Source organism: Acetobacter malorum, from assembly GCF_001580615.1.
GTDB lineage: Bacteria > Pseudomonadota > Alphaproteobacteria > Acetobacterales > Acetobacteraceae > Acetobacter > Acetobacter malorum.
On the sequence record NZ_LHZC01000035.1, the window covers coordinates 25321 to 45429 of the forward strand.

The window sequence follows — 20109 nt, forward strand, 5'->3', positions numbered from 1 at the left end:
CGCTTGGATAACGGATAAACGTGCAGGTCTGCCAGTCTGGCAGGCCTGTTGTTGTGCTGAACCCGAACCAGAGTGACACCTGCCGTTCCATGTCTAAATCCAGCAGCAGTGATTCAGAGAAAAGCGCTAACGCCGATCTGTATCGCGATACCGTCTTTCTGCCCCGCACGTCCTTCCCCATGCGCGGCAACCTGCCCAAGCGGGAGCCGGACTGGCTTGCCCGGTGGGCTGAGATTGGGCTGGATGCGCAGATAAAGCAGCAGGCGGAAGGCCGTCAGCCCTTCACGCTGCATGATGGCCCTCCCTATGCGAACGGCCATCTGCACATCGGCCACGCAATGAACAAGATCAACAAGGACGTCATCAACCGCGCCCACCGCATGTCCGGCTATGCCGTGCGGTATGTGCCGGGCTGGGACTGCCATGGTCTGCCGATTGAGTGGAAGGTGGAAGAGGAATACCGCAAGGCGAAACGGGACAAGGATTCCGTGCCTGTGCTGGAATTCCGCGCGGAATGCCGCGCCTATGCCGCCAAATGGCTGGGCGTGCAGATGGACGAGTTCAAGCGCCTTGGCGTGCAGGCCGAATGGGCCAACCGCTACGCGACCATGGATTTCTCCTCCGAATCCGCCATCGTCGGCGAGATCGGGCGTTTTCTGCTGAATGGTGGCCTGTATCGTGGCCTGCGCCCGGTGATGTGGAGCCCGGTTGAAAAAACGGCTCTGGCCGAAGCCGAAATCGAATATCACGACCACAAATCCACAACCATTCTGGTGGCTTTCCCCATTGTGAAAGACCCCACCCCGGCGCATGCGCTCAAGGATGTGTCCGTGGTGATCTGGACTACCACGCCGTGGACCATCCCCGGGAACCGCGCGCTGGCTTACGGGCCGGAGATCACCTACGTGGTGCTGCGTGTGGATGAAACGCGTGAGGGCGCGCTGCTGGAACCGGGTGCCAAGGTTCTGGTGGCCGAAGCACTGGTGGAGAGCTTCTGCAAGGAAGCCCACATTTCCGCGCACCACATTCTCTATACCCTGCCGGGTGAGGCCCTGAAGGGGGCCGTCTGTGCGCATCCGCTGCGTGGCTCCGGCTATGATTATGACGTGCCGATGTTGCCGGGTGACTTCGTTACCACGGAAGCAGGCACGGGCCTTGTGCATATGGCGCCTGCGCATGGTGAGGACGATTTCCGTCTGTGCAAGGAATACGGCGTGGAAGTGCCGGAAACCGTGCAGGATGACGGCACCTATTCACCGTGGGTTCCGGGCTTTGCCGGTGTGCATGTGTTCAAGGCAGCAGATCCGGTCTGCGCGACGCTGACTGCCGTGATGGAGCAGGCCAACGCCGCAGGCACAGCGCCTGCCGGTCTGGTGGCCCGTGGGGAACTGGTCCATTCCTATCCGCATTCCTGGCGCTCCCGCGCTCCGGTGATCTATCGCGCCACGCCGCAGTGGTTCATCCGCATGGATGGCGAGGCCGCTCTCCGTCAGAAAGCGCTGGATGCGCTGGATGATGTGACGTTTGTGCCCGCGCAGGCCCGTAACCGCCTGACATCCATGATCGAAAACCGCCCGGACTGGTGCATCAGCCGCCAGCGCGCATGGGGCGTGCCGATTGCCGTGTTTGTTGAAAAACGCACGGGCGAAGTTCTGCGTGATGCAGACGTCATGCAGCGCGTTGTGGACATCTTCCGTGAGGAAGGGGCTGACGCATGGTACAGTTCTCCGGCGTCCCGCTTCCTCGGGGAGGGGCGCAACGCGGACGATTACGAGCAGGTGTTCGACATTGTCGATGTCTGGTTCGAGAGTGGGTCCACCCACTCCTTCGTGCTCGGCCAGCCCGGTCTGTCCTTCCCCGCCGATCTGTATCTGGAAGGGTCTGACCAGCATCGCGGCTGGTTCCAGTCCTCACTGCTGGAAAGCGTTGGCACGCGGGGCATCTCACCGTTCAAAGCGGTTGTGACCAACGGCTTTGTGCTGGATGAACACGGTCGCAAGATGTCCAAATCACTGGGCAACGTGATTGCGCCGCAGGAAGTGAATGACAATCTGGGCGCGGATATCCTGCGCCTGTGGGTCATGAACTCCGACACAAACGAAGATCTGCGCATCGGTAAGGAAATCCTCAAGCAGCAGGGCGAACTCTATCGCCGCCTGCGCAATACGCTGCGCTGGCTGCTGGGCGCTCTGGATGGCTTTACGGAAGAAGAAGCACTGCCGTATGACCAGCTTCCGGAACTGGAACGCTGGGTGCTGCATCGCCTGACCGATCTTGGCGGCCTGATGACCCGCGCTGTGGAAACGCATGAATGGGTTGGCGTCTATCCGGCCCTGCATGGCTTCTGCACCACGGATCTGTCGGCCTTCTACTTCGATATCCGCAAGGACACGCTCTATTGCGATGCACCGTCCAGCCTGACGCGCCGTGCGGCCCGGACGGTTCTGGACCATCTGCATCGCTGCCTGACCACATGGCTGGCACCGGTGCTGGTCTTTACGGCGGAAGAAGCCTGGACGGCCCGCTTTGGGGACGGTGAAAGCGTGCATCTGCAGGCCTTCCCGGATCTGCCGGCTGAGTGGAGTAACCCGGAGCTGGATGAACGCTGGACGCGCCTGCGCGCTGTGCGGCGTATCATCACCACGGAAATTGAAGGTGCACGGCGCGATGGCACCGTTGGGTCCTCCTTGCAGGCGCAGGTGGAACTCACCCTTTCTGAAGAGGAAGCTGGTGAGTTTGCCGGGGTGAACTGGAGCGAGCTGGCCATTGTCTCGCACGTGGATGTGCTGGTCGCCCCGCAGAGCAGCTCGGTTTATGTCGAGGGTGAGGAAGGCGGTGAACTGCACGGTGCGCCGGTTGTGCGTCCGGCTGAGGGTGAGAAATGCGCCCGCTGCTGGAAAGTGCTGCCGGAAACCGGCACGCGAGACGGTGCGCCGGGCCTGTGCCTGCGCTGTGCCGATGTGGTGGCGGAGCGGGAACAGCAGATGACTACGGCTGTGCAGGAGGGCGCGTGAGCACACCGCTTATGCGCCGGCCCTTCGGCATCGGTTTTCTGGTGCTGATGCTGGCCCTCTCGGCGGATCAGCTCAGCAAATACTGGATTTTGTATGGGCTGGATCTGCCGGAACGGGTGTCTGTTAAGGTCATGCCGGGCCTGAACTTCACCATGGTCTGGAACCATGCGGTGACGTTCGGGATGTTTGGTGGTTTAGGCAATGCCGGGCGGATTCTGTTCTCCGTTATCGCACTCAGCGTGGCCTCTGGCCTGCTGGTGTGGATGGCCAGAACCCCCAGTAAACTGACAGCCGCCTGCGTGGGGGCCATTACCGGCGGGGCCATTGGCAACGTGATTGACCGGGTGCGTTATGGCGCGGTGGTCGATTTTATTCATGCACATGCTTTTGGTTGGTCATGGTATGTGTTTAATGTGGCTGACTCTGCTATTGTATGTGCAGTCTGTGTTCTGGTGTTGCAGAGTGTCTTTTCGGACCGGCAGCAGCAGGCATCGTGATTTATAAAGCAACCTGTCGTACCGGCAGGCTGGGCAGGAAGGATATAAGACAGAAGATGGCGTGCCGTGTCTCGACACTGATTTCTCCGCTGCTTCTTCTGGGTGGCTGCGTAATGCTGACCGGGTGTTCCGGGTCTGAAGCCGCCCGTGCGTTCGGGCTGGAACGCAGTATGCCGGATGAATACACCGTCACCACTCGTGCGCCGCTGTCCATGCCGCCCATGGATGCGCTGGCCAAGCCGGTGAGCGGGGCAGACCGCCCGCAGGATGAGAGTGAACGCCTGCAGGCTCTGGAAACGCTCTCCCCGGATGTGGCGCTGCACGGCACCAACGGGGACACCAGCGGTGCCCAGTCCATTCTGGTGAATGAAGCGGCAGACGCCTCTGATGCGCCTGATGAAGGTGAGCTTGGGGCTGCGGGCTCCGGCTTTGTGAGCCAGCTCATGTTCTGGAAAGGTGGCAATGCCGGGTCCGCTGTTGATGCGGATGCGGAAAACCGCCGCCTGAAAGCCAATGCGGCTCTGGGGAACAAGCCGACAAAAGGCGTGACCCCCACAGTGCATCCCAAAAAATCCGGCCTGTTCTAAGGCTAAGGTCTGACCATGTCGGACCCTGTTTCCTCCTCGTCTGAAACAACCGGCACCTTGCCGTTGCGGCCTACGCTGCGACGGCTGCCGGAAGTTCTGGTTAACCGCATTGCTGCGGGTGAGGTGATTGAACGCCCTGCGGCGGCCCTGAAAGAACTGGTGGAAAACGCCATTGACGCCGGGGCAAAGCGGCTGGATGTCAGCCTGCAAAATGGCGGGATCGACCAGATTATTGTGACGGACGACGGGAACGGCATGTTCCCGGATGAACTCACGCTGGCGGTTGAACGCCATTGCACGTCCAAATTGCAGGACGAATCCCTTGTTCATATTCGCACCCTCGGCTTCCGGGGGGAGGCGCTGCCGTCCATCGGGGCTGCGGCGCGGCTGAGCATCACCTCCCGCCCGCGTGGCGAGAGTGGCGCCTGGAAAATCCGGGTCGAAGGCGGCAGGATTTTCCCGCCCGAACCCAGTGCAGGCGCACCCGGCACGAGTGTGGTGGTGGAAGATCTGTTTTTTGCCACCCCGGCCCGGCGCAAGTTTCTCAAAAGCGCGCGGGTTGAAGGCCGCCATGCGGAAAGCGTCATCCGCCGTCTGGCGCTGGCGGTGCCGGATACGGCCTTCCGTTTCAGCATGGATGACCGCGTGGTGTTTGACCTGCCCGCGCAGGATATGGCGGCCCGTGCGGCGGCTCTGCTGGGTGCCAATGAGGCCGATGGCTTCCTGAAAATTCATGGCGAACGAGACGGCATGACGCTTTCCGGCTTTGCCTGCGGGCCGTCTGTGCATCGCGCGACGGCGGCGGGGCAGTTCATGCTGGTCAATGGCCGCCCGGTGGTGGACCCGGTTTTGAAAACCGCCGTGCGCGTGGCGTATCGGCGGGTGATTGAGCATGGGCGGCATCCTGTGGTGGCGCTGATGCTCACCATCCCGCCAGACCGCGTGGACGTGAACGTCCACCCCGCCAAAACAGAATTGCGCTTTGCGGATGAGGCCTCCGTCCGTTCTCTGGTAATCGGCACGCTCGGGCGCGCTCTGGAAGCCGGGGCAGGCAGCGTGGGCGTTCGGCCTTCATTTTCCGCCGTCAGGCCGGGTCGCATCTGGTATCCGCCCGAAAATACGCCGCAAGAGCCCGCACCGCCCGCGCCGGGCCAGCGGCCTATGCCGTATGCCACGCAGGGAAGCTTTGCCGAGCCGCGCCTCGGGCTGGGGGATACGCCGTCCGCCCGTATGCTGCCGCCTTTGCCTTCAGGGGATGGAACTGGCTTGTATGGAAATGAGGCAGGCCTCGGTGCTGAAGGTGGCCCACCGGGTTCAGACGGATCTGGTTCTGGGAGCTTTGGGGGCGGATTAGATGCGCCTGCCTTCTCATCGGATGGGCAGGCTCAGAGTGGGCAGGGCGGGACTGCCTCCGGTTATATGACAGGCGCTGCCGGAGGGGATGCAGGCAGCATGGCACCGGGGGCATTACCGGAGTCGTATGCTGCCGGCACAGTCCCCCCATCCGCCGTTTCAACTCAGCAGGCCGCCGCGCATCCCTTGGGGGCGGCTGTGGCGCAGGTGCTGGATACCTACATTATTGCAGTGGCAGCGGATGGCAGCCTTGTGCTGGTGGACCAGCATGCCGCGCATGAACGGCTGACGCACGAGCGGCTGCGGGAGCAATTCCTCAGCGGCAGCATACGCGGGCAACGCTTGCTGGTGCCGGATGTGGTGGAACTGCCGCGCGGGCAGGTGGATGTGCTGGTGAGCCGGCAGGAGATGCTGGCCAAACTCGGTATTGAACTGGAAGCCTTTGGCGGCACCGCCGTGCTGGTGCGCGCTTTGCCGGCCATGCTGAACACCACGGACGCCATTGGCCTGCTGCGGGATCTGGCCGAAGAGCTGGAAGCGGATGATGCCGGCGCGCCGGATGAAATGCCCTCATTAGACGGGCGACTGGACGCGGTAATTGCCCGCATGGCCTGCCACGGCAGCATTCGCGCCGGGCGACGCCTGAGCCGGGAAGAAATGGACGCCCTGCTGCGGCAGATGGAAGCCACGCCGCGCGCGGGCACCTGTTCCCACGGGCGGCCCACATGGCTGAAAATGACAAAAAACGATCTGGAAAAACTGTTCGGGCGGCGGTGAGACTCCGCAGGTTCTCACAGAGTATTGGCGGATGCTCTGCGGAACGTGAACGGCACTTCTCTGGTTTCTCTTTCTAAAAAAGGGCAGGGTCAGAGTGAAGTGATGCAATCTGGATGGTAAAAACGCCGTGCCCCACGCTCTGCTTTCTCTGATAACTTATATCCCCCTGGCTGGCGCGCTGGTGGCCTGGCTTTTTTGTCGGGGAGGGGAGGCGCAGGACCTTCTGGCCCGGCGGATCGGGCTGGGGACCAGTTTGGCCGTTCTGGCGCTGAGCGTGGCACTTTGGTTGGGCTTTAACCCCGCAACACCGGGCCTGCAGTTTGAAACCCGGCTTGGCTGGGTCTCGGATGCCGGAATTTCCTATCATACCGGGGTGGATGGCATCTCGCTGGTGTTTATCCTGCTCACGGCGTTTCTCACACCGCTTGCCATGGCGGCAGGGGCACGCAGCATTCGCACGCAGGCGCGGGAGTTTGTAGCCGCCATGCTGCTGCTGGAAACGGCGCTTTTCGGCCTGTTTTCCGCACAGGACCTGCTGCTGTTCTATGTGTTTTATGAAGCAACGCTGATCCCGGCGAGTTTGATGATCGGCATCTGGGGCGGCCCCAAACGGGCATGGGCCTCGTTGCAGTTCTTCCTGTTCACGTTCGGCGGCTCACTGTTCATGCTCATCGCTCTGATCGTGATGTGGCAGCAGGCGGGCACCACGGATATTCCGGCACTGATGCAGGCAGGCTTCTCCCATTCCCTGCAAGGCTGGTTACTTCTGGCTTTCCTGCTGGCCTTTGGCGTGAAGTTGCCGCTGTTCCCGCTGCATGCCTGGCTGCCGGATGCGTATTCCGAAGCACCGGCTCCGGCATCGGCCATGCTCTCCGGCGTGCTGTCCAAAACGGGGGCGTATGGGCTACTGCGGTTTGGGGTGTTGATGTTCCCCGATGCCGCCCATCTGTTCGCACCCTATGTGCTGGCGCTGGGCGTGGTCGCGATTCTCTATGCCGCTTTTGTCGCCTTTGCGCAGACGGATATGAAGCGGGTGATTGCTTATTCCTCCTTCTCCCACATGGGCATGATTGCCGTGGGGCTGTTCACGCTGACGGCCGAAGGCATTGATGGCGCTATCTTCCAGATGCTCTCGCATGGCGTGGTGATTGCGGCACTGTTCTTCTGTGTCTCAGCGGTCGCCCTGCGGTCTGACACACAGCAGATTTCCGCTCTGGGTGGCGTGGCGCGGCAAATGCCGGTGCTGGCTCTGCTCACCATGCTGTTCACCATGGCCAATATTGGGCTGCCGGGCACCGGCTCCTTTGTGGGCGAGGTGCTGGTGCTGATGGGGGCGATTCATGTCTCGTTCTGGGTGGCGCTGCTGGCCGGGGGTACCATGATTATGGGGGCGGTCTACATGCTTTCCCTATATCGCCGGGTGCTATTTGGCGGCCTGCAGGGCACCGTGCATCTGCTGCGTGACCTGAGTATGGGGGAAATTGCGGTGCTGGCTCCGCTGGCGCTTGTCACACTGTGGATGGGGATTCACCCCGGCAGCTTCACCCGCCTGTTTGACCCGGTGGTGATGCAGGCCATGCATCATGGCGCATCAACGGCAGCGGCTTCTCTACCGGATGCCACGGTGCATCTGGCGGCTCGCTGAGGGGGCGTTCATCCGCCGTTTTTGAACCGAAAAATTGAGTGGTAGCCGGTTTTAGCAGCAGTTCCGCAGAGCTCTGAATTGACGCCATTTAAACAATGAAAAACCAATCCGCCTTATTGCGGTAACTCAGGCTGTTCGTTGAGCGGCCTTTTTCTGCCCGGCGTCAGCACGGTACCCGCAGAGGCCAGCACGATGCACAGAATGCCGCCCATTCGCAGAAGGGATAGGGTTTCGTGCAGCAAGAGAATCCCGGCACAGGCCGCACAGACGGGTTCCAGACTATACAACACGCCCAGATCCCGCGCGGAGAGGCGGTGCATGGCCTGCATTTCCAGCGCGTAAGGCAGCGCGGAGGAGCTAAGCGCTACCAGCACCGCCATGCCCAGCAGGAGCGGGTGGTGCAGGCCGATCAGGAACGCCGGGGTGAAGCAGGGGAGAAAGAGGATCATTGCGCTGGAGAGCAGGCCCAGCGCGCAAGCATGGCCGGGAGAAAGCTTGCCGGTCATGCGTTTGCCAAAAACGATGTAGAGCGCCCAGCAGATAGCCGCCCCCACGGCATACACAACGCCCACCATGTCCGGCAGGGCGGCTGTGTCCGGCTTCAGCAGCAGGCACAGGCCCAGCACTGTGAGGATAATCCAGCCGATGTCAGCCAGCCTGCGGGAACCTATAAAGGCCAGAAACAGCGGGCCGGTAAATTCAATAGCGACGGTCATGCCCAGTGGAATGCGTTCCAGTGCCAGGTAGAAGCACAGGTTCATCCCGGCAATGGCAATGCCGTAAGGCAGAACAAGCCGGAGCGTGCGGCGTGAGATGGCGTGCCAACTGCGGAAAAACACAACCAGAGCAATGGCCGCAAAGGCCGTGCGCAGGCCCACCATGCCCCCGGCCCCAAAAAGCGGGAACAGCGATTTAGCCAGTGATGAGCCAAACTGGAGGCAGATCATGCTGCCCACCAGTTGCGTCAGAGCCAGCAGGCGTTCCTTGACGGGGCTGTTGGCAAAAGAGGCGGGCATACTCAGACCAGTCCAGATGCCCGGAGGGCTGGATCATACATCCAGCAGTTCACCCACAGACTGAGCATGTTCCTGAATGAAGGCAAAGCGAAGCTCGGGCTTGCGGCCCATCAGGCTTTCCACCCGCTCCCGCGTCGCCAGCCGGTCTTCCGGCGGAGCCACCACGCGCAGCAGCGTGCGGCGCTTGGGGTCCATGGTGGTTTCTTTCAGGTCAGCCGGGGGCATTTCCCCCAGACCTTTAAAGCGGGAGATATCAATCTTGCCCCGCGACTTGAAGGCGGTTTTCAATTTGCGCTCACGGTCGGCATCATCCATCGCATAGACGGAGTGTGCGCCCTGCGTCAGCCGGTACAGCGGCGGCTGGGCAAGGTAGAGGTGCCCGTTGCGGATCAGATCCGGCAGTTCCCGGTAGAAGAACGTCATGAGCAGTGAGGCAATATGCGCGCCGTCCACGTCAGCATCGGTCATGATGATGACGCGCCCGTAGCGCAGCTTGCTCAGCTCAAACCGATCCCCCGAACCGCAGCCGAGGGCTTCAATCAGATCCCGCAGTTCCTGATTGGCGCGGAGTTTTTCCGTGGTGGCGCTGGCGACGTTCAGAATTTTCCCGCGCAACGGAAGAACAGCCTGCGTTTCCCGGTTACGGGCCTGCTTGGCGGAGCCACCGGCGGAGTCACCCTCCACCAGAAAAATTTCCGTTTCTTCGGCGCGTTCACGGGTGCAGTCGGTCAGCTTGCCCGGCAGGCGCAGGCGGCGCGTGGCACTTTTGCGCGGCGTGTCTTTCTGTTCGCGTCGACGCAGACGTTCTTCAGCCCGCTCAATCACAAACCCCAGCAGCGCATCGGCCTGCGGCGGGTTCTGGGCCAGCCAGTGGTCAAACCGGTCACGCAGGCCGGTTTCCACCAGCTTACTGGCTTCGGAAGAGGTCAGCTTTTCCTTGGTCTGGCCCTGAAACTGCGGGTCCCGGATAAAGACGGACAGCTTGGCCGCAATCATGCCCAGCACGTCTTCCGCCGTGATGGAGGCTGCTTTCTTGTTGGACCGCTGGTCCCCCCACGCGCGCAGGCCTTTGACCAGCGCGTTGCGGAAGCCCGTCTCATGTGTGCCGCCCTGCGGGGTGGGGATGGTATTACAGTAGGAGGCCAGGGCAGCCGTGCCGCTTTCCAGAAAGGCGACGGCCCATTCCACGCGCCCGTTATCCGTGCCATCGGCCGCAGGCGGCAGGTTGGCATCACCCGCCCAGAGCGGGGTGAGCAGCGGCGCAGAGGCGCCGAGTTCATCCGTCAGGCTGTCGGCCAGACCGCCGGGGAAGTGCAGCGTGGCTTCCGTCGGGGTGTCATCGCCTGTTTTGATAAGAGACGGATCACAGGACCAGCGAATGGTCACGCCCCGGAACAGGAAGGCCTTGGACCGGCACAGCTTGTAGAGTCGGGACGGCACAAAAACGTGCGAGCCGAAAATGAGCGTATCCGGCTGGAAGGTAATCTGGGTGCCGCGCCGGTTTTGCGTCGGCCCAACCTTTTCCAGCGCCGTAACAGGTTTGCCGCGCTCATAGGCCTGCCGCCAGATGGCGCGGTCCCGGGCAATTTCCACATCCATGCGGGAGGAGAGGGCGTTCACAACGGAAGACCCGACTCCGTGCAGACCGCCGGAGGTGGCATAGGCCTTGCCGGAGAATTTACCACCGGCATGCAAGGTGGTGAGAATGACTTCCAGCGCGGAGCGGTCAGGGAAGCGCGGATGCGCATCCACGGGAATACCGCGCCCGTTATCCCGAATAGTCAGACGATTTTCCGGGTCCAGCCGCACATCAATGGCCGAGGCATGGCCTGCCACGGCTTCATCCATCGCGTTGTCCAGAACCTCGGCGGCGAGGTGATGCAGGGCCGCTTCATCCGTGCCGCCGATATACATACCGGGGCGGCGGCGGACAGGCTCGAGCCCTTCCAGAACCTCAATGGCGCTGGCGTCATAGGCCTGGGGGCTGGTCTCAGCTTTGGTCGCAGGTTTCCCCGCAGGTTTGCGGGAAGGCGGGGGCGCAGAAAACAGGTCGCTCATGGATATGGTCTGTCCCGCTTTGTCGCTGATTCGTCAAGCAGGCCTGTTCTTGAAGGGTGACGGAGGGGTGCGCCTGAAACGCAAAACCCTCCGTCGCCAGACAGGTCGCTTTAGGCGCGACGTGTGGTTTTTGCTTTGGCTTTTGTTGCGCGGCGTGCCGGGCGGGCCGAATGGGAGGAGGCGGGCGCTGCGCAGGTTTCAAAAGAGGCCGGCTGGGTGACGTCCTTGGCTTCCGTGTAGTTAGCCAGATCTTCAGAGCTTTCCAGCGCGTTCACTTCATCAAACATGGCAATGCGCTGCATGCAGAAGATGGTGCCGGACTGAAGACCTTTTTCGGACTGAATGTTTGCCAGCTGTGTGATGTAATCATCATGCTCACGCTGGGCGCTGCTGCCGTAGGTGCTGCGGAAATAGGTGTTGAGCTTCTGCTCTTCATTCAGCAGCGTGGAGCGGAACTTGCCGACAAACGCATTGTAACGGTCCTGCGCATTGCAGGACAGAGCCGTGACCATCAGCTCGCTTTTCAGAGCCTGAATATCAAACGCTTCATGCGCCGGGGAGTGGCCGCACGGGGTGGCAGCCAGTGTAACGGTGCTGTGCAGCACACCAAAAGCAACGGCACCAGCGGCAAGAAAACGGGAAAAAGACATGCGGGTCCTCCGATACAAGCTGGAGCGGGCGTGCCTCTTCACAACAAGGTCTCCCCGGCAGGCTCAGCGTATGAAACGGTTTTCGACAAGGTTTGATGAACGAAATAGCGTATTCAGCAGAGAAAGATAGAAGTATTTTTTCATACCGCGTCTCAGCATTACAGCACGCCGGAAGTCTCATCACATTCAGTCAGGCCGGAACACAGGGATGACACAGTCTGGTCTTCCAACCCTTAATTTCGGGCAAAATGATGTCGCTTTTTCAAAAGCGAGGCAGCAGTGCGGGGCGATGCTCTTTATCCCCCTTTCTTCCTTCCTCAGTATGTTCTAAACGCAAAGACGAATCATGCGGCACAAGTGGGATGTGGGCATAAGTTTGCCCGATTTACCCGCAATAGAGTGCGCAGAAGGTTCATGTGTACTTAATAAATAGTGAAGCGGAGCTGTCGAGTGCGCTTGCGAGGAATTGCCGTTTTGGCGCTAACTGGTGGTATGCTTGCCGGCTGTGCGACTACAGGTGGGCCAGTTAACTCCGGGTCTCCCAACCCGTTTGGGTATATGAAGAAATCTGCGGTCTGCCAGACCACGCCGCTGAAAAAGGCCGCTGATGGCAGCCTGAGCACCACCATGACGGTGCGTTCGGACGATGGCCTGTGTGACCTCAAGGTGTCTCAGGACAACGGGAAGGCCTATGCCTCCTTCGGTGTTTCTCCGGCTCCGGAACATGGTAAGGCGTTCCTGTACAGCCTGGATAACGACACCCACGTGACCTACACCCCGACCATGGCTTATGCCGGTCAGGATACGTTCACGGCCATTCTGGTCCCCGGTCCGGGTGAAAAACGCACCCGCCTGACGGTGACGGCGCAGGTTGACGCCACGGGCGTTGTTCTGCCCCGTCCTGCTGCTCCGGTGGAAACCAAAGCTGCGGAAACAAAAACGACCGCTAAAAAGGCCACCACGACCCGTCGTCGTGTGGTGAGCCACAAGAAATAAGTCTCTTATGGGCGCAGCGCCTCCCGGTTTATGGGGGGCGCTGTTCTTTTTGAGACGCTTTTCATAAAAAACGCGCTGTTCCCGGTTTTTCGGGCAGCGCGTTTTTTATTGGGTCCAGTCTGGCCTGCAGAAATCAGATTGAGAAGGTGATCGGCTCGCTCAGGGGGCGTTTGAGACCACAGCTCTCCGTCTTTTTAACCAGATCATCCAGCGTGGTTTTCTTCATCTGGGCCGTCAGCTCTTTGTCGAACTGCTTCCAGCAGGGTTCGATCACTTTGCTGAACAGCGGGCCTTGCGGGCCGTCCTCGCCGCTATTGTCATCCTGCGTGACCGCATTGATGATATCCACCAGAGAAATATCCCGCCGGGGGCGACCCAGACGGTAGCCGCCCCGTGGGCCGCGAATACTTTCCAGCAGGCCGGTGCGTGAGAGGGCCTGGAGCAGCGGCTCAATCCCACGCCGCGCCAGAGCGGAGCGTTCAGCAATATCCGCTGCACTGACCGTGCCGGAGCGGCCTGCATGAAAGGCAACGTCCAGCATGATGAGCACAGCTGTCATGGCTCTGTCCCGACGCAGGATCATGGGTCTGGTTCCTTTCACCTCAAAAAAGGCAAATCTGCCGTTAAACATGAATGATATCGAGATATAGCAGGCATTCCCCTGTTTATCTACGTTGATAATTCGTATTATAAAAGAGCCACGAGAGAAAACACACAGAAAAGGCAGGTTCATGACAAGTTCGGATAAATCCGGGGGAAGTTACGGCTTCGCTGCACCACGCGGCAAGGTATACGACTCGGTTGTTGGCGTGGTTGGCGGAACGCCTCTGGTGGCCCTCCCGCATCTGACGCGGGATGAAGAGCTGAAATGCCGCCTTTTGCTCAAGCTGGAATTTTTTAATCCGTTAGGGTCCGTCAAAGATCGTATCGGGGCCGCCATGGTGCTGGAAGCCGAGCGGGAAGGGCGCATTACCCCCGGCCGTACGGTGCTGGTGGAGCCGACCTCCGGTAATACAGGCATCTCTCTGGCGTTTGTCGCAGCCGCCCGTGGCTACCGGCTGATTGTGACCATGCCGGAAGGGGCGTCCATTGAACGGCGGCGCATGCTGCGGCTGATGGACGCGCAGGTGGAACTCACTCCCGCGCGTCTGGGTATGGCTGGCGCTATTGCCCGCGCGGGTGAGATTCTGCAGGAAACGCCCGACGCCTGGATGCCGGACCAGTTTGATAACCCCGCCAACCCGGCTGTGCATGCTGCGACCACGGCGGAAGAAATCTGGGTTGATACGGATGGCAAGATTGATGCTGTGGTGGCCGGCGTTGGCACAGGTGGCACGGCGACGGGTATTGCCGAAGCCCTGAAGCCCCGCCGTAAAGGCTTGCAGGTGTTTGGTGTGGAGCCGACCGAAAGCGCCATTCTGAATGGGGATGAACCCGGCCCACACGGCATTCAGGGCATTGGCCCGGGTTTTTGTCCGGCCACGCTGAATACCAAGCTGCTCGATGGAGTGATTCCTGTCTCTGAGCGTGAAGCCATTGCTGCGGCACGCCGCTGTGCCCGTCTGGATGGTATTCCGGTGGGGATCTCTTCCGGGGCAGCCCTGCACGCCGCGCTTCAGGTCGCGAAACGACCGGAGTCTAAAGGGAAGACGATTGTCGCCATCGCGCCGTCCTTTGCAGAGCGGTATCTGTCTACGTCTCTGTTCTCCGGGCTCTAAAAGCCGGGAAAACGCTGCGGCGTGGTGCTGGCCTGCTCTCGGGCGGGTCAGCATCGGACACGGCAGACGGCACAAGATCCGAGCCAATAAAAAACGCTGCTCCAGCTTTATGCCGGGGCAGCGTTTTTTATTGGAAAGCGAGGAAATCTCTCGGGCTGCTTTTCAGCTTTCCCGGCAGAGCTTCAGCCCTTGTTGCTTAGCGGAAAAGAATTTCCACGCGGCGGTTCTGGGCTTCCTTGGTGTTGGGGCCGGTTTTGACCAGCGGATTTTCTTCACCATAGCCATGAATATCAATAGTCGCGCCCGGCACGCCATCACGCACCAGTTCGGCCTTTACCATTTCCGCGCGTCGGAGGGAGAGCTTTACGTTGTAAGCTTCACCACGTTTCTGGCCGGGGAAGGCGGAGGAGTTATCCGTATAGCCAGAGACCAGAATGCGGGTGAGACTGGTGTGGGTCGTGGCCTGTGCGGCTACGGCCACAATGGAGCGGGCGCGGTCTGAGAGGTCAGACTTGTCCCAGTCAAAAAATACCAGATAGCTGCGGGCTGGCTGCGGAGCCGGAGCGGCTGCGGGTTCCGGGATCTTCGGCGGCGGCGGGGGAGCCGGATTGAACTCATACCGCAGGCCCAGCATCAGGGAGTGGTTGAAGTCCGTCTTGGTGTCACGGTTGCCCGTGGCAAAGCTGTAAGGCTTGGACTGGTTGGCCCCGCCAATGGTGCCCCATGCGGAAGAGCCGTGAGACTGCGGGCCAAGCATGGTCCAGAAGCGATATTCTGCGGTGAAGGACAACCCGACAACCCACGGCGTGGGGAAGGCGACACCAAAAATACCCTGATAGGCAAAATTACCGAACGTGCCGCCCACATGCTGGGAAAGCTGGTTCCCCGGTGCTGTGATGGAGGTGTTCATGGCCGTCCAGCCATAACCGACACCCGCACCAAAATACGGGAAGATGAACGGGTTGCCCACATCCATGTCAAACAGCGCGTTAGCCATCACGCCATAGGTCTGGCGGCGGCCATCGGCCCGGCTGCTGAGGGAGTTGGTCACAAACCGCTGATACGTCTGGTTGCGGTAGTCACCTTCCACTTCCACACGGAACCCGTTGCCCAGACCATAGCCGATCGAGCCGATTCCGGTTGCCCCGGTCCGCCAGCGGTCACGCCCGTCCGGGAACATGTTGGAGGTGCGGACGCGCTGGTCCTGGTTAAAGGTCGCGCCGCCTTCGCCCGCAATATACAGGCCCTGAACAGGCTGAGCCATGGCAGGCGCGGCACACAGCAGGAAACCTGCCACCAACGGTGCAGAAAGCAGTGATTGCGCGAGGAGGCCTTGGCGCAGCGTCATGTTCTTCTCCCTGCTGTGGCACTGTTTCCGCAGTGGCCGGGCATTGTGGTCTTGGTGCACGTGGCACATATGCCTGCCTTCTTTGCTGTAAACTGGCCTTGTGTGCAACAGCTTGTGGAAACTGTTTTCAAAAACACCCCCGTTTTGAGGGTAATCGGCGTGTCAGGCGTGTGACATAAGCCACACACCGTTAAGTATTGTCAGATCAGCGTTGCTTCAAACGGAGGTCTGAAGTCGGGTGCTTCCACCTCCAGAACCCACAAATCCGGATCATAGCGCAGTTGCCGGTCAATGTAGGCCTGTGTGTCTTCAGGCGTGAGCGGGTTTTCTCCCGAACTTTTCAGCCACGCGGCTTCCCCCTCGGCTGTGCGGGTCTGGCTGAGGACCATGGCGGTGCCATCCCGCCCCAGCAGAACGACCAGAATCCCACCGGCATCAGCATCGCCGCGCCGAAGCATCATGGCAGAGCGCCCATCCTGTCCGCACTGGCGGAGTAGGGCGCGGGCCACAATGTCGGAACGCAGACGCGGGGTGGTCATCAGTGCGTGCCCGTAGCGGCAGAAGCTGAGGCGGATGAGGCAGCCTCTCCCGGTATGGCGGCAATGGCCGTCTTATACCATTTGGGATTTTCCAGCACAGCGCGGGCGACGTCCAGATCCCTGTCGCTCCCCAATGCGGCCGGGCAGGCCTTGCGGATGGCCAGAATGCGCGAGACGGGCAGCGGGAAGCGGGCAAGGCGGGAGGCCTCGACCGCGGGCTGATTGTCCAGCGTGCCCGCAGCAAGATCGTGCATCTGGCGGGTCATTTCAGTCTCGCCAAGGCTGGTGCAGAGCTGGGGCATGACGCCGAGGCCCTGCAACGGCCAGTGGAGAGGTGCAATCACGCGGCTCCATGTCACAAACAGCTCGCCCTCATCCGGCAATTGCGCCACGGTCTGCACCAGTCCTTTGCCGAGCGTGGAGCTGCCGATCACCACTGCGCGGCGATGGTCAGCCAGCGCTGCTGCGAGAATTTCCGCCGCACTGGCCGTGCGTCCATCCACCAGAATGGCAATGGGCAGGCCGTTGGTCATGTCGCCACCCTGCACGGCCCAGATATGGTTAGCCTGCTGGTCTCGCCCATCGGTTACGGCGGCAACACCCCGGTCCAGCAACAGGGCAGCCGCCGTCACTGCCTGTTGCAGCACGCCGCCACGGTTGCCGCGCAGGTCAATAATCAGCCCTTTCAGGTTGGGGTCCTGCGTTGCCTGATCGAGATACTGGCTCATTTCTTCCGCCGTATCGGAAGAAAAGGAGGTCACGCGCAGCACCACCAGCGGGCCGCTGGCAAAAGCGAATACGGTTTCCGGCGGCACCTTGGCCCGGTGCAGCACCACAGTATGGCCACGCCGCTGCCCCGGAGAGAGCAGACGCAGCGTGACGCGGGAGTCTTCCTCCCCCCGCAGCCAGCCGGTGACGGTTTCAACCGATTGCCCGGCTGTCAGCCTGTTGTTTACAGCCAGCAGCTTGTCACCCGGATCAACCGTGGCGGTCCAGGCTGGGCCATTAGCATTGACGGCGGAGATCACGATATCCCGCCCTTTGCGCGTCAGGCTGAGCCCGGCATCTGCCTCACCCCCCACGCGGGCCTGACGGTCCGTGGTGGCGGAGGAAGGGCCGATATAGCGGGAATACGGGTCCAGATGGTTGAACAGTTCATCAAAAAACGCCTGCACCAGATCTTCCCGACTGGCATCCGCGACGGACTCGGAATGCGCACGGGCTGTGGAGATGAAATCCACGGCCAGTTTAGCCCAGTCTTCCGCATTCCCTGCGGGCGGAGCGGGCTGAGAGAGCAGGCTGGTCTGCCCGGACAGCAGGCGGATGTCTGCGCCACGGGTGTCGAGCGTAAGCATCGGGTCCAGCGCCGTCAGAGAGCCCAGACCCCACAGGGTAAAGTCCCGGCTGGTGTGAGACTCCAGCGTGCGCGGTGCCAGAAATTCCAGTGCTGTGGCAATGACGGAACGGACCAGCCCCATATCAACGCCCGGTTTGTCCGGCTCCACAGCCTCCGGCGCGTCTGGCGTGCTGGCAGGGGGAGCGTCGGCCTGCGGCGCGGCGGCTGCTTTGGCCGGGCTGGCCTGTGCGGCGTCTGGCTGGGCGGAGGGCAGGCTGTCCGGGCCGGGCGTGGGGGAACTGCTCTGCGCGCGCAAGGGCACCGGCTGGGAGACCAGCAGGGTTGCGATGAGGATGCAGGGCAATGCACGGCGCAACGGCATGGGAAACAGGCGGCGGGCCGTACTAGCTGGCATGGCGTCTGGGGGCCGGTGCCAGAGTGAGTGTGCCTTGTGCCGGATGGGTGGCCGTCAGGACGACGGGCAGCAGGCCGCTGTTCAGGAAACGGGTTCCTGAACTGAGGTCTGAGCGCATAGGTAGCGAGTCGTCATGCATCCCTGAGTCATCCGGCAAGGCGAGAAACGAAAGGAAAGACGGAGTTCCTGTTTTCGTCAATGTCACGGCAAGGCCTGAGCGTGTTGCGACCGTGACATGAGCTTGGAGAGTGTGCCCGATAAACGGGGTCAGAAAAATGGCAGCAAGTCTGTCCTGACAGGTCTGAACGGCAGAGGCGGCCCGGCGTTCCGTCAGTTGCAGATGTTCTGCCAGGGCTGGCAGGTCTGATCTGTCCGGCTGGAGGGAGGCTGCAATGCGTGCGTCCCGCTCAAGGGTGGCCAGCAGGGCGCGGTGCGTCACAAGGTCCGCATAGCGCCGGATTGGACTGGTGAAATGCGCGTAGTGCTCCACCGCCAGCCCGTAATGCCGCCCCGGTGAGGCCGCATAGCGTGCCTGCATTCGGGCTGGCTGGCGGGGGCCGCCCGTGCTGTCGCCGGAGGGTGGCGGCGGTGCGGGATGCACCCGGAACAGTCCCGGTGCGTTGTGCCGCATCAGCTCTTCCGCCGCAAAGCGGTTGGCGGCAATCATGAACGAGGCCACCAGATCATGCGCGGGCAGGCGTTCCCTCAGGCTGAAATCTACGGGCTGTCCGTCTTCATCCAGCGTGACGCGATACTCTTCTTCCGGCTGGCTCACAACGCCACGGGCTGTGGCATCGGCCTGCAATGCCAGAGCCGCGGCCTGTAAGGTCCGCATGAGGTCGGGCGGCAGAGCCGAGAGGCTGGCGTTCGCAGCAAGAGCCGGGCTGCTGTTGAAGTCCGGTTGTGGACTGGCCGTTTGATCTGGTGAGGTGGCGTTTCCCAGTGCCTGCTGCACGTCCTGATAAGTCAGGCGGGCTGCACTGCGCATAATTCCGCGCCCTAGTTTGCCGGAGCGGATCTGCCCGGTGGGCGTGATTTCAAGCTCGGTAAACAGGCACAGCCGGTCTTCCCCCGGTTTGAGGGAGCAGACCCCGGCAGAGAGGGCTGGGGGCAGCATGGGCACCACGCGGCCCGGCAGATAGACCGAGTTGCCCCGTTTTCTGGCCTCGGCATCCAGCGCGGACCCCGGCGCGACATAATACGCCACATCCGCAATGGCGATAATCAGCCGGAACCCATCTGCTGTCCGTTCCGCCCAGATGGCATCGTCAAAATCCTTCGCCGTAGCATCATCAATGGTGACGAGCGGGAGGGAACGCAGGTCCGTGCGTCTTTCTGAGGAAAGTGCTGAGGCGGCATCAGAGGCGTCTGGTGCCACAGGCATCTGGGCAACCCTGCACGCTTCCTCTTCCACTTCCGCCGGAAACTCCGTGGGGACGGTATGGGTCAGCAGGCTCAGTGTGGCGGGCATGCCCGGTACGGTGGCCGGGCCGAGAACGGTGCGAAGGCGAGCTTGCGGAGGCTGCCCATCCTGCGTGGGCAGGAGGTCTGCCAGCACGACATCGCCGGGCGCCGGGCGAGGGGAGGCGGCATCCGGCACGACATTTAGAGGTCGGGTAAGCCTGCGGTCACAGGGGATTAGCTGGTCTGGTCGTGCCTGCGATGGGGGATTTTCCGCACTCGACGGACTCGCGGGCTGAAAGACGGCGGCAATCTGACGAGAGGCCGTGGAGAGCAGGCGGATCGGGCGGCCTTCGCGCCGGGTGCGGCCTGTTGCAGGGCGTAGGCGCAGGATCAGCTCATCACCGGGGATGAGCAGGTTGCCGTCCAGATGCGGTGTGACAAGGGCGACCGTGCTGCCGCGCGGGTCATCCGGCAGGTGGGCCAGTGGCAGGCCATCGCGCCCCATGCGGGTGATGATGGCGCGGGCAGTTTCCGGCAGGCCCGTCACGCCCTTCAGTCTGCCCGGGGGCAGGCAGGCGAGATCTCCCGCAACCGCCATGGCGTGCAGATGCGTCCGCAGGGCGGCTTTCAGGTGCGTGGGGAGGCCAAAGGCCCGCAGGATATCCGGTGGAGAAACGGGGGTGCGGTCTGCTTCCAGAAAAGTCCGGAGGGCCGCAGGGTCAGGCAGAGCTGCGGCCCCCGATCTTTTCTGCACGG

The 20109-nt window shown here is 61.7% G+C and carries 15 protein-coding genes; 7 read left to right on the forward strand and 8 right to left on the reverse strand.

Features of this window, described 5'->3' with window-relative positions; translation table 11 throughout:
* The first annotated feature begins 89 nt into the window (after window positions 1–89).
* From ileS to AD930_RS02555, 5 genes are all read left to right on the forward strand, one after another.
* Window positions 90–3014 (forward strand): isoleucine--tRNA ligase, encoded by a 2925-nt coding sequence (gene ileS, locus AD930_RS02535; protein WP_061505011.1) that lies wholly within the window; start codon window positions 90–92, stop codon window positions 3012–3014.
* 11 nt (window positions 3015–3025) lie between these two features.
* Window positions 3026–3511: a signal peptidase II gene (gene lspA, locus AD930_RS02540; protein WP_061505012.1), complete on the forward strand. Its 486-nt coding sequence runs from the start codon at window positions 3026–3028 to the stop codon at window positions 3509–3511.
* Window positions 3512–3567: 56 nt separating this feature from the next.
* Complete coding sequence (locus AD930_RS02545; RefSeq protein WP_043552055.1) at window positions 3568–4098, forward strand: DUF3035 domain-containing protein; 531 nt, start codon at window positions 3568–3570, stop codon at window positions 4096–4098.
* 15 nt (window positions 4099–4113) lie between these two features.
* Window positions 4114–6228 (forward strand): DNA mismatch repair endonuclease MutL, encoded by a 2115-nt coding sequence (gene mutL, locus AD930_RS02550; protein WP_061504997.1) that lies wholly within the window; start codon window positions 4114–4116, stop codon window positions 6226–6228.
* A 127-nt stretch (window positions 6229–6355) separates the two neighbouring features.
* On the forward strand, window positions 6356–7873 hold the full coding sequence (locus tag AD930_RS02555) for a complex I subunit 4 family protein (RefSeq protein ID WP_061504998.1): 1518 nt from the start codon (window positions 6356–6358) through the stop codon (window positions 7871–7873).
* A gap of 113 nt (window positions 7874–7986) precedes the next feature.
* Here AD930_RS02555 and AD930_RS02560 read toward each other — a convergent pair whose 3' ends face one another.
* The 3 genes from AD930_RS02560 to AD930_RS02570 all read right to left on the reverse strand — a co-directional run bounded on the left by AD930_RS02560 (window position 7987) and on the right by AD930_RS02570 (window position 11597).
* Window positions 7987–8889, reverse strand: a complete 903-nt coding sequence (locus AD930_RS02560) for an EamA family transporter (protein WP_061492306.1) — start codon at window positions 8887–8889, stop codon at window positions 7987–7989.
* A 33-nt stretch (window positions 8890–8922) separates the two neighbouring features.
* Window positions 8923–10947, reverse strand: coding sequence for a DNA topoisomerase IV subunit B (parE, locus tag AD930_RS02565; RefSeq protein WP_043552059.1), 2025 nt, complete (start codon window positions 10945–10947; stop codon window positions 8923–8925).
* A 110-nt stretch (window positions 10948–11057) separates the two neighbouring features.
* Entirely contained in the window at window positions 11058–11597 is a 540-nt protein-coding gene (locus AD930_RS02570; protein ID WP_043552060.1) for a hypothetical protein, read from the reverse strand.
* A gap of 450 nt (window positions 11598–12047) precedes the next feature.
* Here AD930_RS02570 and AD930_RS02575 point away from each other — a divergent pair, with 450 nt between their 5' ends.
* A complete protein-coding gene (locus tag AD930_RS02575) occupies window positions 12048–12593 on the forward strand; it encodes a hypothetical protein (protein ID WP_043552062.1) in 546 nt (181 codons plus the stop codon).
* A gap of 133 nt (window positions 12594–12726) precedes the next feature.
* Here AD930_RS02575 and AD930_RS02580 read toward each other — a convergent pair whose 3' ends face one another.
* Complete coding sequence (locus AD930_RS02580) at window positions 12727–13176, reverse strand: RrF2 family transcriptional regulator (protein ID WP_043553198.1); 450 nt, start codon at window positions 13174–13176, stop codon at window positions 12727–12729.
* A gap of 148 nt (window positions 13177–13324) precedes the next feature.
* Here AD930_RS02580 and cysK point away from each other — a divergent pair, with 148 nt between their 5' ends.
* Window positions 13325–14311 (forward strand): cysteine synthase A, encoded by a 987-nt coding sequence (gene cysK / locus AD930_RS02585; RefSeq protein ID WP_043552064.1) that lies wholly within the window; start codon window positions 13325–13327, stop codon window positions 14309–14311.
* A gap of 196 nt (window positions 14312–14507) precedes the next feature.
* Here the strand turns inward: cysK and AD930_RS02590 are convergent, their stop codons facing one another.
* From AD930_RS02590 to AD930_RS02610, 4 genes are all read right to left on the reverse strand, one after another.
* Complete coding sequence (locus tag AD930_RS02590) at window positions 14508–15659, reverse strand: OmpA family protein (RefSeq protein WP_043552066.1); 1152 nt, start codon at window positions 15657–15659, stop codon at window positions 14508–14510.
* Between the two features lie 200 nt (window positions 15660–15859).
* The gene (locus AD930_RS02600) at window positions 15860–16198 is read right to left on the reverse strand and encodes a DUF1491 family protein (RefSeq protein WP_061504999.1); all 339 of its coding nucleotides are present in this window, start codon (window positions 16196–16198) and stop codon (window positions 15860–15862) included.
* On the reverse strand, window positions 16198–17949 hold the full coding sequence (locus AD930_RS02605) for a S41 family peptidase (RefSeq protein WP_061505000.1): 1752 nt from the start codon (window positions 17947–17949) through the stop codon (window positions 16198–16200). The genes AD930_RS02600 and AD930_RS02605 overlap by 1 nt, the downstream gene beginning before the upstream one ends.
* Window positions 17939–20107: a ribonuclease R family protein gene (locus AD930_RS02610; protein WP_061505001.1), complete on the reverse strand. Its 2169-nt coding sequence runs from the start codon at window positions 20105–20107 to the stop codon at window positions 17939–17941. The genes AD930_RS02605 and AD930_RS02610 overlap by 11 nt, the downstream gene beginning before the upstream one ends.
* Window positions 20108–20109 lie beyond the last annotated feature (2 nt).